Genomic DNA, 14,847 nt, shown 5'->3' with positions numbered 1-14,847 from the left:
ACAATCCTCTCTAGTTTATAATATAACCTTCGTTCATGTCCTCTCTTAAATGTCTGACCTCTACATAAAAAGCCTCGGGAATAATCCCGAGGCATGATGTTCAAATATGAAATTTTGGCTAGAGACATATCGACGGGCAGCAAACTACTTTTTCTTCTGAGCCTGATCAAGGAGAGTCGCTTTAAACATTTCAGCATCCGTTTCGGCCTTAATACGTTCTTCCACTCTAATTCTCCCTTTACCCAATCATCTCGCCTCCTTTTCATCATTATAAAACATCAGAATTTTCAGTCAACATGACGAAAGCACTAATATTTTGACGAACGCTGACGATTTGGACAAAATTGATCGAAGAAAAAATGATGTAGTTCAGATTTACTCAATAAGAGCTTGGGATATTCCTGCAACTTTTCACCTTTTATACACGATGCTTTCTCACCACAAGCCATGTTCCATTACATACAGCTCTCCCTCGTTCCATATAGTAAAGAAGGAAAAACAGCAAAAATTTGATATGATAAGACCAGAACTTATGTCAGGAGCTGGAGCATGTGTATATTATCGCACATAGAGGGTCATCAAGCGCTGCCCCAGAAAATACAATCGCCGCATTTGATTTAGCTGTTCAGCAGGGTGCGGATTATATTGAGTTAGACGTCCAGCTGACAATGGATCAGCACGTAGCCGTTATCCATGATGATACCGTTGATCGAACGAGTAACGGAAGCGGATTAGTGAAAAGTTATACACTTGATCGGCTGAAGAAACTGGATGCAGGAAGCTGGTTTGATTCTCAGTACGCCAACGAACGAATTCCCACCTTACAGGAAATCCTTCAAAGGTACAGTCAGCGTGTCGGGATACTGATTGAGATCAAGCATCCAAAACGGCAGATTGGGATTGAAAAAGCAGTTGTCGACATCATCAACCGGTTTGCCTATTCCCGTCACATCATGGTTCAATCTTTTGATGCCAATGCCCTTCAAAGAGTCAAAGCTTACGCCCCTTCTCTTCGAACGGCTTTTATTATAAAACCCTCTGCCTTCAAACTGACGAAAAGGAAATTAGCGGAGTACAGCTCCTTTGCGGATTGCCTTAATATGAAGAAAACGCTGATCAACAGATGGTGGATTGATCGCATCCACTCATTTGGAATGGATGTCTTTGTATGGACAGTGAATGACCAAAAAACAGCCGACAGGATCAAAACATATCCCATTGATGGAGTGGTGACGGATCACCCGCCATTTTTTCTAAAGGAGAAATGATGTAAATGAAAGCATATCTCGCCGTATTTATCGGTGGACTGGTTGGTACCCTTTGTAGATATGAACTTAGCCAGTCCGTTGTCAGCCACACATTCCCCTATGCAACGCTGATTGAAAACATTATAGGCAGTCTGCTTCTTGGCTTTTCAACAGGGTATTTTATGTTTCGGAAGGGAAAAAAATATCTTGCTGCTTTAATCGGAACAGGATTTTGTGGTGGTTTTACGACAATGTCCACTTTTTCTAAAGAAACAGTTCTCTTATTACAGGATGGACTGTTCACATCAAGTGTCATGTACATTCTACTCTCAGTGATTGCTGGAGTGGGCGCTGCCTTATGTGGACTGATCACCGCTCAGCACCTCTTTCAACAAAATGAGCAGCCGAAAGGAAGCAGATAAATGATTGTATTGTATACAGCTGTTGCTGGCGGGATAGGCAGTGCCCTTCGTTTTTTCCTCAGTCAATCGATTCAGAAAACCAAGTTTCATACTCGTTTTCCGTTTAGTATTATTCTCATCAACTTACTCGGCGCAGCCGGTTTAGGTTTACTGACAGGTGCAGTGACTAACAATGATCCGCTGCTTATGATCATTGGGACTGGTTTTTTCGGTGGTTTTACAACATTCTCTACATTTAGTGTAGAGGCTGCGTCCATGCTGCATGAGCGGCAAATTGGACAGCTTGCTGTCTACTTATTGGTCACCATCATCGGGTCTTTATGTCTGTTTGCTGCGTTTTATCAAATAGGACAGCATCTTTTTTAAATATTGGTGATGGCGGCTAAGCTGATGAGCAACTGATCCATGAGCTGGCGCTTCATCAAAAAGAGTGTTTTTTCACTATAGCCGATTTCCATTGCACATTTTGCCATCCGCCAATCTCGAAAATATTTATAATCGATGAGCTGCTGCTCTATTTCATCCAACTCTTTTAATGCCGTTTCAATACAAGCAACGATGAGTTCATACTGACTTTTTTGCTCTTCTAACTTTTTCCGTGTCATGTGGTCGAGATGATGCGGGCTTCTTTTTTCAAGCTGCCTTTCGATATTTAAGATCGCTGCTTGATAATTTTTGAAATTCTTCAAATGAAACTCAATTCGTTTCATTGAGGTTTTTTTCTCCGTGATACTTGCTGTTTCGTACCAAAGCATGTCCATCCCCCTTTATCGAACGTTTGTTCTTATTATATACCGAACATATATTCGTTTAAAAGAGACTAAATACCTAAAAAAACCTTGAGCTTATTTTTCGCTCAAGGTCATTTCGTTTACTAGCAGCGGCTCCTTTATATCAAGCCCAGTGCGTGCACTGCCTTTTTCTGCCGATGTGACACCTTTTTTTAAATCAATCTTTTTAACGTAACGTCCATCCATTTCCAGCACTTTCATTCGAATATCATCAAGATAGATGGATTGTCCTTCTCTAATATCAATATTCTCTTTTAAGATGAGCCCGCCGATTGTATCAATTTCCTCATCATGATATGAAATCTCGATCAAATCTTGAACTTCATCCAATCTCACTTTGCCATCTAAAACATAATGATGATCGGCTCTTTTTTGAATAACTGGCTGCTCATCTTCATCGAATTCATCTCGAATATCTCCGACAATCTCTTCTAAAATATCTTCCGTTGTGACAAGCCCAGACGTTCCGCCATATTCGTCAGTTAAGATCGCCATATGCATTCGATCACGCTGCATCTTGACGAGAAGCTCTTGAATAGGAATCGTGTCGATGACCTCAATCACTGGATATATATAATCTTGAATTTTCAGTTGATCTTTTTCTCCTTGATACACAAGATCTGCAAAGAGCTGCTTTTTGTTCAGCATGCCGATAACATGGTCTTTATCTCCTGAAAACACAGGGAAACGTGTATACTTTTCCTGCGTCATAATGGCGAGGATATCATCTAACGGCATATCTTCTGGAATCGCACAAATTTCTCTGCGCGGTATCATGATCTCTCTGGCAATTCGATTATCGAAATCGAAAATCTTGTTCATATAATTATATTCTGATGGGTTGATTTCCCCATTTTTTAAGCTCTCAGATAATAAAATCTTCAGTTCCTCTTCAGAATGGGAATGTTCTTTTTCAGACCCCATATCGATGCCCATCATTTTAGTTAACAAACGGGCTGACCCGTTTAACACATAAATGAAAGGGAACATAAGGATATAAAATGCATGCAGCGGGCCTGACAGCCATAGCGTCATTTTTTCCGCCTTTTGAATGGCAAGCGTTTTTGGTGCAAGCTCACCTACAACCACATGCAAAAAGGTAATAATAGAGAACGCAAGTGTTGCTGAGATCAGGCTGATTGCTGAATCAGGAATGTTTGTCAAACCAAAACCTCGAACCAAAAGTTCTTTCACAGCCGGCTTACCAATCCACCCTAAACCAAGGGATGTCACTGTAATACCGAGCTGACAGGCTGACAAATATTCATCTAGCCTTGATGTCACCTTTTTCGCCATGATGGCCTTTTTGGACCCTTCGGCAACAAGCTGATTAATTCTTGAACTTCTCACCTTTACTATGGCAAATTCAGATGCAACAAAGAAAGCTGTTAAAGCAATCAAAACACCGACTATACTCAGATTAACAATATCGTCCATTTAACCTTGCTCTTTCTTTGAAGAACAAGGAGTCACCTCCTGATTGATGATGTTATGTTTTGCAAAACGGTTAACTGATTAAATAAGACGACTTTGAGGGCCCCACTTAACCACCTCCGGTTCACGTGAAATTCCGCCTCTCTACATATATATGAAACGGTATTCATTTTATCTTACCATAAATAATCTGAAAATTCCTGTATCATCATGCTGTTTTTGACATGACTGACTAAATTGAGGGAAATCCTCCTCTGTTTCTTCTTATTGGCAGGAAATATGAACAATTAACTTGTGTTTCAGACTAGAATTATATTAAACTATTTTCATAAACTATAACGTGACGGTTAGGAGGAGATGTTCAGATGGGGCTGAGAAAAAGTATCGTATTGGTGAACTAGCACAGATTGCACAGGTAACGAAACGAACTGTAGATTATTATACAAATCTAGGTTTGCTTGCGCCTGTTAGATCTTGCTCAAATTATCGTTATTACGATGAATATGCTTTAAAACGATTACAATTAATCGTTCTTTGCAAACAGCAGAGATTGGCTCTTTCTGACATCAAATCCAGATTAGATGAACAATTTCCTTCTCAAAAGGAAGATCAAGATGAACTTGTCCATTTAACCTCTGATATCGATCGGATGAATGAGCATATGGACCGCATTTTGGCACGTTGTAAGCAGCTTCAGCCAGAACAACGTGAAAAACTAAAAGAACAGCTTACTCCTGAAAAAATGACGGCTGTCCAATCATTTTTACTGCTGTTAAGTTAAAATTTTTACTAAACAGGAGGTGTTACCTTCGTTCTCAAAGTCAGAACGAAGGCCTTAATTGGACATAGTTAATTTACTCATAGTTGCTTTACTTATAGCTTTAACCGCGTTTTTCGTTGCATCAGAGTTTGCGATCATTCGCTTAAGAAGCTCAAGAATTGATCAGTTAATCGCAGAAGGTAATAAAACAGCAGTTGCTGTCAAGCATGTAACGACTCACCTTGATGAGTACCTATCAGCCTGTCAGCTTGGTATTACCATTACCGCCCTTGGTATTGGTTGGTTAGGGGAAGAAACAATTGCACATATGCTTGCTCCATTATTTGTAGAGCTGTCCATTCCTCAATCAGCTAGTTCTATTGTCACTTTTATTATTGCGTTTAGTATCATGACGTTTTTACACGTTGTCGTTGGAGAGCTTGCACCAAAAACGCTTGCCATTCAAAAGGCGGAGCAAGTATCCCTTCTATTTGCTAGACCACTGATGATCTTTTACAAAGTGATGTTCCCGTTCATTTGGGTATTAAATGGTTCTGCTCGTTTGTTAACAAAAGCGTTTGGTCTTCAGCAAGTATCTGAGCATGACATGGCGCACTCTGAAGAAGAATTGCGGATTATTTTATCAGAGAGCTATAAGAGCGGCGAGATTAACCAGTCTGAATTCAAATATGTAAATAAAATTTTCGAATTTGATGACCGTCTGGCGAAAGAAATTATGATTCCTCGTACTGAAGTTGTCAGCTTCCCTCATGATATTACCATTGAGGAAATGTTGAAGGTAACAAAGGTAGAAAAATATACACGTTATCCAATTGAAGATGGCGACAAAGACAACATTATCGGTGTTCTAAATATTAAAGAGGTTCTCACTGCCTGCATTAGCGGTGAGTGTTCTACAAGTGATACGATCGAAAAGTTTGTGAATCCGATTATTCATGTGATTGAAACGGTTCCTGTTCATGATTTATTGCTCAAAATGCAGCGTGAACGTGTACACATGGCCATTTTATCTGATGAATATGGCGGTACAGCAGGTCTTGTCACTGTTGAAGACATTCTTGAAGAAATCGTCGGTGAAATTCGTGATGAGTTCGACATTGATGAAATCAACGAAGTGCGTAAACTTGGAGAAGACCATTACATCTTTGATGGCAAGGTCCTTGTTGATCAAGTCAACCTGCTATTAGGTATACAGCTTGATAATGAAGAGGTCGACACAATCGGCGGCTGGTTCCTTACTCAGAAATATGAAGTAGAGAAAAATGACGCCATTCGTGAACAAGGCTATGAATTTATCATTAATGAAGTCGATGGACACCATGTGGCATACATCGAAGTAAAAAAGTTAAATGAACAATTATTAGAAGCAGCTGAAGAAGGCGCTTCTTAATAAAAAAACGACCCTTGCCTAAGCAAGCGGTCGTTTTTCTTATGACTTTTCAATTAATTGAGCTTCTAGCTCTTTGATTCTCGTGTTTAATACTTCCGTCATGGCACCTAATCTTTCTTTTGGCGGGAGATGGTCAAATTCAGACAGTTCAATCGGTTCACCGATGATTAAGCGCATTTTCCCTTTTTTGAAAAGACTTTTCGCATTTGAAGGTCCTTTATATGCAGCTGGAACAATTGGCGCTTTACCGAGCTGCGCAATGGTCACTGCCCCTCTTTTTAAAGGAACATCCTCTGTTGTACGTGTTCCGCTTGGAAAAATCCCAACGATCTTTCCCTCTTTTAATAATTTAATGGGCGTTTTAATACTGCTTGGCCCAGGGTTCTCTCGATCAACTGGAAAGGCATGAATCTTTTTTAAAAATCCACCGATCCATTTATTCGCAAACAATTCTTTTTTGGCCATGTAATGGATCTCAAACGGAAGAATTCCTGCGCCTAATGCAAGAACATCCACAAAACCCTCATGTGTACAAGCAATGACAAACCCCCGATCAGTTGGCAGATTCTCTTTTTGATATACTTTGATTCCACCTCGGAGACCAAATATTAATTTGACGGTATAGCCTGAAAATTTATACATAGTGCACTTCCTTTGTTTGAAAAATGAAGGATTTGTCTCTATTATAACAAATTTTTTATTACCTGGTACTAAAAATTTATGAGCAGCCCAATCCTCCCTGTCTTTTTCGTTTAAAATGAACGTTCTGACTGTATTCAAGCACATGGTTTTAGGGGAGAATAGAATAGGAATTGTGTCCAATTTTGTCGTTTTTCGATGTTTTTTCCTGATTTGTTCTATTGAAAATACTTTATAAATGATGCAAATTTCGCTATGATAAGGAGAAATGATTTTGATTCGGCGAAAGAAATGAGTAATGTACGGTAATGAGAAGTTTCGTGCAACTTTATGCCTTTCTTATGCGTGTATAACATAGAGGGGAGAAAAATCAGTGACGATCGATGAAATTTATCAAATGTATATGAACGATGTTTACAGGTTTCTGCTCTCCATGACAAAAGACAAACATTTGGCAGAGGACTTATTGCAGGAAACCTTTATGCGTGCTTATATACATATTCATTCCTACGACCATAGCAAAGTGAAACCTTGGTTATTTCAGGTGGCACGAAATGCTTTTATTGATTATGTCAGGAAACATAAAAAAGAAGTGACCATATCGGATGACCTTATTGGTGGTCTTTTACAAACGTCTGTACAAAGCCCTGCTGAACAGGTTGAAATAAAGGAAGTACTCACCATGTATTTGGAGCAGCTTCCAGATAACTACAAGGAAGCGTTGACATTGTATTATTTAAAAGAACTAAATTACAAGGAAGCATCCAAGGTCATGAATATTACTGAAGCAAATTTTAAAAGTGTTTTATTTCGTGCAAGGCAGCGCCTAAAAGCACTTTACAACAGAGGTGTTAATGATGAATGAAGAGTTTAACAAGCGATGGGAAAAATATAATAATGGTGAGATGAATGAGGAAGAAATGATAGCGTTTGAGGAAGAGCTTGAAGAAAACGAAAAACGCTTAAGCCAGGAACTGAACGACTCGGATTGGACAGATTTTTCCATCAGTCCTGAGAAGCAAAAAGCCATTTTACAATACGGAAAAAGAAAGTCATATTTACGTATTTCCGTACTTGCTGTCATATCAACACTCATTATTTTACCGCTTTGTACATTAGGAAGTTATCTATACTACGGCGTTGGCGGAGCCGAGAGCAAAGGCAATCACTTCATGGAAACAGCCGCTGTCACCGTCGCTTTGACCAAACCAAACGTGGCTATAGATATGAAGGATTTAAAAGGTCAGGTCAAACTTTTTGGGATGAACACCGAATTGAAGCTGCAAAAACAAATTGGCAATAAAACAGAAGCCATTGGCAGTGAACAAATCGAGATGTTTTTCGATAAATTAAAGCAGCCTACCATCTCTTATTATGGTGACAGTGCACGCGAAACAGAAGGTTTCTTTACTCATCCTTCGGCGCAGGCAGATGCCTCAAAAAAACAAACACTCACTACGTTAGACAAGCTTCCTGAAGGAACAGTAAGTGAAGTGTATGTATCCTATGACAAAGCTTACACACCAAAGGATGTTTATTCCTTTGCTAAAAAATACGATATGAAAGTGCTGTGGAATGCGATTAAAACAGAGGATTCATTAAGTGGAAATCAGCGGCCAATCGGCTTTCCTGGGAAAGACTCTGAATTTTTAAAAGAGCTTCAGCACACATCCAAAACTGAGGTAGATCAATTCAAAGATGCCCTTGCTTATGTCAATCAGCACCCGACCTGGGCAACAACGATCTCTGGCAGACCTGATCTTGATCTGTCTAATCGTATACGCTATATCGATCAAAATGGCGTCACGGTTTATGGCTCTGTGGTCACTGGACCTTCTAAAGAAATTGAGAAATTTGTGAAGACAAAACGCATTAAAACGGCAAAAGTGAGCGAGGTGGAATTATGGAATTGGTAAGAATCTTTAAAGAGCATAATGTATTTGGCTGGATTTCTGTCGGCACAGCGATATTATCCCTGCTCATGCTAAACCTCGCCATTATCAGCAACGTGACATTTTATTCTTTTCAAATGCTACCTTTTGCAATGGCCGCAGTTCCATTTGGCATTATTGAACTGTTCATTAAAAAAGGCCGTACGGGTCCAGGTTTCCTCGGTGTCGTACTGAATATCTTTGTCATTGTTTGTGTCTATGCCATCGTATCAATCGATGTCGATCTTCAGTTAGGTTTTTAATCAGCAATCAAAAGCAAAAGCCCGTGTTACTTGACTGCACCAAGTAGCAGGGGCTTTTTTAAGTTATTTTTTATTCAATTCTGAGTGCTTTCTTGAATATAAGAAATACACAACCAGCCCAATGGCAAGCCAGATTAAGAAACGAACAAAGGTGATTGCACCAAGCTTATAAATGAGCAATCCGCAAGATAGAATAGCCAAGATCGGAATAAGCGGAACTGCTGGGCATCTGAATGCTCTCGGTAAGTCCGGCTGCGTTTTTCTCATCACAATGACCGCCACTGAAATCAAAATGAATGCTGAAAGTGTCCCGATGTTCACTAGGCTTGCCAGCTCATCAAGTGGAATAAATCCACCCATTAATGCTGACAATGTACCGAAAAACAGTGTATTGATGTAAGGTGTTTTATGCTTTGGATGAACCTTTGATAGAACCTTCGGCACCAAGCCATCTCGAGACATAGCAAACATCACGCGTGTCTGGCCGTACAGCATGACAAGCATCACGGTTGTCATCCCTAGAATCGCACCGACATCCACAATACCAGCCACCCAGTTTTGTCCGGCTACTTGTAAAACGAGAGACACTGGATGTGATACTCCCTCAAAATTCATGAAAGGAACGATGCCCGTCATAATCGCACTAACAACAACATAAAGCAGCGTACAAATCAATAAGGAAGTAATAATCCCTCTAGGCAGGTTGCGTGATGGATTTTTTGTCTCCTCTGCCGCGGAAGCTACTGCATCAAACCCGATAAATGCAAAAAATACTAGGGCTGCTGCACTTAAGACCCCTGATGTCCCAAATGGAACGAATGGTGTCCAGTTTTCAGGTTTTACATATTTCACAGCGACTAAAATAAAGAGTAGAATCACAGCAATTTTCATAATAACCATGATGTTATTTACTCGTTTTGATTCTTTAATACCAAAGTACAGCAGGAAAGTGATGACCATTAAAATAATAAATGCTGGAAGATTAAAATATGTCACTTGCCCCTTTAAACCACCTGGTGCTGCTGTTAATTCAACTGGTATATGAATCCCTATCCCATTTAAAAATGACACAAAATAGCCTGACCAGCCCGCTGAAACGGCACTAGCGGCCAGCATATATTCTAATATTAAATCCCAGCCAATGATAAACGCTAGAAATTCCCCCATTGATGCGTACGTAAATGTATACACAGACCCTGATACAGGCACTGTGGAAGCAAATTCCGCATATGACAGTGCTGCAAACAAACAAGCAAGACCTGCGATGACAAATGATAGAACAAGTCCTGGCCCCGCAGTGACGGCTCCTGTCCCTGTCAGAACAAATATCCCTGTCCCAATTATGGCTCCAATGCCAAGCATGGTTAAATCAAATGAACCCAATTCCTTTTTTAATGCTTTTTCCCCTTGTGTTGCCGCAATGAGCTCTGAAATGCTCTTTTTTCTAAACAACGAATTGCTCATACCATCACTCCCAAAACTTAGTATCAGTCTAAAGACGCCACATTCATGTAATTCACAATATTTTCTGAATATTTAGATTAAATTTAGCGCAATAAATTGGTGGCGTAAAATTATTATATATGAAAATTAAAAAATGAAAACACTTTTTTTAAAAATAGAGTGAAAATTCTTATATATCAACTAAATGTTTGTCAATAAGTGGGTTAGATTTTCTCCATTCCTTATTCAATTGATAGCTTGTCTTTCTCTATTTATTATACAACATAGAAGATTATATTTTTTTAGAATACTTATTATGCAACAAAAATTAGACCTTTTTTAAAAAGCGGGTCCACAATTATGTTATTTTAAAGCCTTTAGACTGATAGTGATCTATGAGAAAAGACCAGTTTCGCGGCACAAATGATATATGAAAAAAGAGACTGCTTCATAGCAGTCTCTTAAAATGAATTAGTTTACAAATGTTTTCGCTCCAAGATAAATCGGCTTCCAATAGCTTGATGTCATATCACTGATCGTTACTCCGTCAGAAGCAGCATGGATAAACTTGTTGTTCCCAAGGTAGACACCCATGTGAGATGGACCCGATTTATACGTTGTAAAGAAGACAAAATCTCCAACTTTTGGTTTGGATACACTTTTCATCGATCCCCAGAAGCCTTCAGTGGTTTGTCTTGAAATCTTTTTTTGTTTGTTAATGATATACCACATAAATCCGCTGCAATCAAAGCCCTTCGGTGTCGTTCCACCCCATCTATATGGTGTACCGTTCTGCGCTTTAGCATCTGCTATGAGCTTAGACGTGTTTAAGGAAGAAGTAGAGACTGTTTTTTCTTTTACAGGTTTCGTCTTTACTTTAGACGTCTTTTTCACCTTTAGCTTTTGTCCGATTTTGATGAGGTCTGTTTTAAGCTTATTTAACGATTTCAGCTCTTTCACAGTCATCCCGTATTTTTTGCCAATCTTCGATAATGTATCGCCTTTGACAACTTTATGAGTGGCAGTTGCTGAAGCCGTTTTTACTTTTGTTGTTGTTTTTGATGTTTTCACTGCTTTTTTCAAAGAAGTGCCATTCACTTTTAAGGTTTGTCCAACATAAATTACGTTAGATTTCAGCTTATTGTCTGATTTAATTTTGCTCACGCTTGTTTTGTATCTTTTCGCTAGAACAGAAAGAGAGTCACCTTTTTGAACTTTTACTGATTGTGCTGAGGCAGCTCCGGCAAATAATGTCGTCCCAAGTAGAACTGCACTTGCAGCTGTGATCAATTGTTTTTTCATTTGTTCCTCCTGTATGTATCTATCTGATCCGATTTTTTATCTACTCCCTATTATAAGGATCAAATACCAGAAGAAATAGTCTTGACTTCCTACGACATTATGCTTATTAATTCGGCAAAATTTATTTTTTTTTAGGGTTCTTTTTATTTCATTTTCATTACACAATCATGACAAAATAATCGCATCTTGTCATGGATAAATGATACATTCATTTCTCTTTTTGGTTCATTCTATGTAAAGTGGACCTTTACAATTTTAAAGTGAACTTTACGATGCTGTAAAAAGGAATCCACACTTCTGCTCTACCATTGTAAACGTAAGAGCGATACATAAACAATGAGGAGGCAAAATGAATGAGTGTGTTGAAAAACTCGAAAACGAAAATCGCTGCAGTGGCAGCAGCATCTGTGCTATCGATTGGCATTTTTTCAGGGATTGAATTTGGACAAGCTGACAAAGCTGAGGCTAAAAAGAAGCCGAAAAATGATGTGCAAAATGTGATCGTGCTGATTGGAGATGGCATGGGAACACCTTATCTTTCAACTTACCGCTCATTTAAACACAACGGTGACCTTTCAAAGCAAACAGCGTTTGACCCTTACCTCACTGGCATGCATAAAACATACCCTGACGACTCTAAAAGTAACATTACCGATTCAGCAGCGGCTGGTACAGCCATGGCCACTGGTAAAAAGACATACAACAATGCCATTGGTGTAAATAAAAACGGCAAAAAATTAAAAACCGTTTTAGAAGAAGCCAAACGCAAAGGAAAGTCAACGGGTCTTGTCGTGACATCTGAATTAACGAATGCCACGCCTGCTGCGTATGCCACTCACGATGTGTCTAGGAAAAACACAGCAGCCATCGCTGATGATTTCTTCGATGAGAAAATCGGTAAACAGCATACAGTCGACGTCATGCTTGGCGGTGGACTTGTCGATTTTGTGCGAAAGGATCGTGATCTGACGAAAGAATTCAAACAAGCCGGTTATGATTATGTCACCAATAAAGCCGCCTTACAAAAAAACAAAAATGAAAAAGTGTTAGGCATTTTTGCTGATGGAGGTCTAGATAAAGCCATCGATCGTGATAAAACGACTCCTTCCCTGCAAGATATGACATCCTCAGCCATCAAACAGCTGTCTAAAAACAAAAAAGGATTTTTCCTTATGGTTGAAGGCAGTCAAATTGACTGGGCTGGACACGATCATGATATTGTCAGTGCGATGAGCGAAATGAAGGATTTTGAGAAAGCATTTGAAGAAGCGATTCGTTTTGCGAAAAAGGATAAAAACACGTTAGTCATCACGACAGCAGATCATTCAACTGGCGGACTTTCCTTTGGAGCAGACGGTTCGGGCAGCTGGGATTACAAGCCTGTCAAAGCAGCGAAAAAGACGCCTGACTTTATCGCAAACAAAATTGTCAGCGGCATGCCTGTTGAGTCAGCGCTGAAACAATATATCAATCTTGATTTCACAAAAGAGGAAACAGCCGCCATTCAAAAGGCAGCTGAAACAAAGGATGCTGTTAAAATTGATGATGCGATTGAAGAAGTGATCAACACGAGATCACATACAGGCTGGACCACATCAGGTCATACCGGTGATGAAGTTCCATTCTATGCATATGGTCCAACAAGTGAGCAGCTAAAAGGTCTGATGGAAAACACCGATCAAGCAAAGCACATTTTCAAACTGCTGAAAAACCAATAAAACGAGCAAAAAAGATGTCTGCTAAGAGACATCTTTTTTCGTCTTTTTTATGCGAGATATTTCCTATGAACCCCTTTTCCATCATAAGAAAACATGACTTCTTTTCCTTCAAGAACGGACTCGATATGCACACTTCTTCCCCATAGCTGATATAAATACGGCAGGACTTTTTCTAAGTATTTCAGATCAAGTTCAATGCCTTCATACCAATGCTTGATATAAAGTTCATTATTTTTTAAATAGTCGCCATCAATCACGGTCAAATACGGAAAGCCGCCATTGACTCTCATGCTAACTAACTGATCACGTACCGCCTTCCATTCTTTATCAATGACTTTATAATCTCTCCCCTGCTTTTGAAACAAGTACAAGTCTTCTCTCATCACAAGGTCTTTCGTTAAGTAGTTTCGAATAAAGGAAATATCCGATTCAATTTCCCTGACTTCAAACATTTTGCTGCGGCCAGATCCTTCTGTGACCCCAGCTTTTTTTAATTCTTCACATGGATTGTCATAGCGCTCTTCGATATCTTCAAAAATCTTCAGCCCTAAATAGTAAGGATTGATGCCTGTTTTAGATGGCTGCACCACACCTGCATTTAATTTTGCGAACTCTATCGATTCACTTGAATCCAAATCAAGCTCCCGCATTATCCGTTGGTGCCAATACGATGCCCAGCCTTCATTCATAATCTTTGTTTCCAGCTGCGGCCAAAAATAGAGCATTTCTTCTCTCAGCATAGTAAGAACATCCCGCTGCCATGGCTCCAGTTCCCGGGAATGCGCTTCAATAAAGAGTAAAAGATCCTTTTCCGGCTTCGGCGGAAATTGCTTGACGGTTTTCTTTTTCTCACGCGGCTTCGGCTCATCCATTCCCCACAAATCATCATAAGGCGTTTGACGTTTTGGTTTATCATCTTCATCTTCTTCTTCATCGTCCATACTCCAGCTTAATTTTGATCGAACAAGAGACGGATCAATATGCTCTTGGATAGCCAATACGGCATCTAAAAAGGATTCGACTTCTTTTGTTCCGTGAATATGCTCATATTCTTTGATCCGCTCTGCCGCTGCTGACATGCTTTCGACCATATCTCGTTTTGTGTTTTGGAAACGACAATTATTTTTGAAGAAATCACAGTGTGCCAGTACATGAGCCACAATTAATTTATTTTGAACAAGCGTATTGTTATCAAGTAGAAAGGCGTAGCAAGGATTTGAATTGATCACCAGCTCATAAATTTTACTTAACCCTAAATCATAATGAAGCTTCATTTTATGAAATTGCTTCCCAAAGCTCCAGTGGCTGAATCGTGTTGGCATTCCGTATGCACCGAACGTATAAATAATTTCCGCGGGACAGATTTCATATCTCATCGGATAAAAATCTAGACCAAATCCTTCTGCAATTTCTGTAATTTCATCAATCGCTCTTTGTAAAAGACGTTTTTCAGATACGCTCAAGGAAACCATCCCTCCTCATCGGA

General features: G+C 39.5%; 16 protein-coding genes. 9 read left to right on the top strand and 7 right to left on the bottom strand.

The features are described from left to right. Nucleotides 1–144: 144 nt before the first annotated feature. A complete protein-coding gene (locus MHI46_RS04895) occupies nucleotides 145–246 on the bottom strand; it encodes a YhdX family protein (RefSeq protein WP_017360338.1) in 102 nt (33 codons plus the stop codon). 305 nt (nucleotides 247–551) lie between these two features. Between MHI46_RS04895 and MHI46_RS04890 the strand changes: the two genes are divergently transcribed. Genes MHI46_RS04890 through crcB (MHI46_RS04880) form a run of 3 tightly spaced genes read left to right on the top strand, consistent with a single transcriptional unit; the run spans nucleotide 552 to nucleotide 2,035 of the window. After that, nucleotides 552–1,268, top strand: coding sequence for a glycerophosphodiester phosphodiesterase family protein (locus MHI46_RS04890; RefSeq protein ID WP_039177505.1), 717 nt, complete (start codon nucleotides 552–554; stop codon nucleotides 1,266–1,268). Between the two features lie 5 nt (nucleotides 1,269–1,273). Further along, nucleotides 1,274–1,669 carry a fluoride efflux transporter CrcB gene (gene crcB, locus MHI46_RS04885; protein ID WP_039177502.1) on the top strand — a complete coding sequence of 132 codons (396 nt, stop codon included), beginning with the start codon at nucleotides 1,274–1,276 and terminating at the stop codon, nucleotides 1,667–1,669. After that, on the top strand, nucleotides 1,670–2,035 hold the full coding sequence (crcB, locus tag MHI46_RS04880) for a fluoride efflux transporter CrcB (protein ID WP_039177499.1): 366 nt from the start codon (nucleotides 1,670–1,672) through the stop codon (nucleotides 2,033–2,035). It begins immediately after the preceding gene. Here crcB (MHI46_RS04880) and MHI46_RS04875 read toward each other — a convergent pair. Beyond that, a complete protein-coding gene (locus tag MHI46_RS04875; RefSeq protein WP_034282242.1) occupies nucleotides 2,032–2,424 on the bottom strand; it encodes a hypothetical protein in 393 nt (130 codons plus the stop codon). The two genes, crcB (MHI46_RS04880) and MHI46_RS04875, sit on opposite strands and share 4 nt — an antisense overlap. Nucleotides 2,425–2,514: 90 nt before the next feature. Beyond that, on the bottom strand, nucleotides 2,515–3,897 hold the full coding sequence (locus tag MHI46_RS04870; RefSeq protein WP_039177497.1) for a hemolysin family protein: 1,383 nt from the start codon (nucleotides 3,895–3,897) through the stop codon (nucleotides 2,515–2,517). 337 nt (nucleotides 3,898–4,234) lie between these two features. Here MHI46_RS04870 and MHI46_RS04865 point away from each other — a divergent pair, with 337 nt between their 5' ends. Together MHI46_RS04865 and MHI46_RS04860 are read left to right on the top strand one after the other, a co-directional pair. Then, a complete protein-coding gene (locus tag MHI46_RS04865) occupies nucleotides 4,235–4,675 on the top strand; it encodes a MerR family transcriptional regulator (RefSeq protein WP_075622707.1) in 441 nt (146 codons plus the stop codon). Between the two features lie 58 nt (nucleotides 4,676–4,733). Further along, complete coding sequence (locus tag MHI46_RS04860; RefSeq protein ID WP_039177491.1) at nucleotides 4,734–6,065, top strand: hemolysin family protein; 1,332 nt, start codon at nucleotides 4,734–4,736, stop codon at nucleotides 6,063–6,065. Between the two features lie 39 nt (nucleotides 6,066–6,104). On the opposite strand, the gene MHI46_RS04855 is transcribed toward MHI46_RS04860, so the two are convergent. Continuing rightward, entirely contained in the window at nucleotides 6,105–6,707 is a 603-nt protein-coding gene (locus MHI46_RS04855; protein ID WP_039177489.1) for a 1-acyl-sn-glycerol-3-phosphate acyltransferase, read from the bottom strand. A gap of 370 nt (nucleotides 6,708–7,077) precedes the next feature. Here MHI46_RS04855 and MHI46_RS04850 point away from each other — a divergent pair, with 370 nt between their 5' ends. The 3 genes from MHI46_RS04850 to MHI46_RS04840 are packed head-to-tail and all read left to right on the top strand — an operon-like array spanning nucleotide 7,078 to nucleotide 8,898. Beyond that, on the top strand, nucleotides 7,078–7,569 hold the full coding sequence (locus tag MHI46_RS04850; protein ID WP_024425287.1) for a sigma-70 family RNA polymerase sigma factor: 492 nt from the start codon (nucleotides 7,078–7,080) through the stop codon (nucleotides 7,567–7,569). Further along, complete coding sequence (locus MHI46_RS04845) at nucleotides 7,562–8,620, top strand: anti-sigma factor (RefSeq protein WP_041089604.1); 1,059 nt, start codon at nucleotides 7,562–7,564, stop codon at nucleotides 8,618–8,620. Before MHI46_RS04850 ends, MHI46_RS04845 begins: the two co-directional genes overlap by 8 nt. Further along, a complete protein-coding gene (locus MHI46_RS04840) occupies nucleotides 8,608–8,898 on the top strand; it encodes a hypothetical protein (RefSeq protein WP_024425288.1) in 291 nt (96 codons plus the stop codon). Before MHI46_RS04845 ends, MHI46_RS04840 begins: the two co-directional genes overlap by 13 nt. Before the next feature lie 63 nt (nucleotides 8,899–8,961). On the opposite strand, the gene MHI46_RS04835 is transcribed toward MHI46_RS04840, so the two are convergent. Together MHI46_RS04835 and MHI46_RS04830 are read right to left on the bottom strand one after the other, a co-directional pair. Next, nucleotides 8,962–10,362, bottom strand: a complete 1,401-nt coding sequence (locus MHI46_RS04835; protein WP_024425289.1) for an amino acid permease — start codon at nucleotides 10,360–10,362, stop codon at nucleotides 8,962–8,964. Nucleotides 10,363–10,812: 450 nt separating this feature from the next. Beyond that, nucleotides 10,813–11,643, bottom strand: coding sequence for a C40 family peptidase (locus MHI46_RS04830; RefSeq protein ID WP_048238358.1), 831 nt, complete (start codon nucleotides 11,641–11,643; stop codon nucleotides 10,813–10,815). Between the two features lie 353 nt (nucleotides 11,644–11,996). On the opposite strand from MHI46_RS04830, the gene MHI46_RS04825 reads away from it, so the two are divergent. Continuing rightward, nucleotides 11,997–13,361 (top strand): alkaline phosphatase, encoded by a 1,365-nt coding sequence (locus MHI46_RS04825; RefSeq protein ID WP_058838777.1) that lies wholly within the window; start codon nucleotides 11,997–11,999, stop codon nucleotides 13,359–13,361. 47 nt (nucleotides 13,362–13,408) lie between these two features. On the opposite strand, the gene MHI46_RS04820 is transcribed toward MHI46_RS04825, so the two are convergent. Next, the gene (locus MHI46_RS04820) at nucleotides 13,409–14,824 is read right to left on the bottom strand and encodes a SpoVR family protein (protein WP_260775624.1); all 1,416 of its coding nucleotides are present in this window, start codon (nucleotides 14,822–14,824) and stop codon (nucleotides 13,409–13,411) included. Nucleotides 14,825–14,847 lie beyond the last annotated feature (23 nt).

This window comes from Bacillus sp. FSL K6-1000, assembly GCF_038630785.1.
Taxonomy (GTDB): domain Bacteria; phylum Bacillota; class Bacilli; order Bacillales; family Bacillaceae; genus Bacillus; species Bacillus safensis.
The sequence above is the reverse complement of the archived record's forward strand: the minus strand, read 5'-3'. Positions and strand labels throughout refer to the sequence as shown.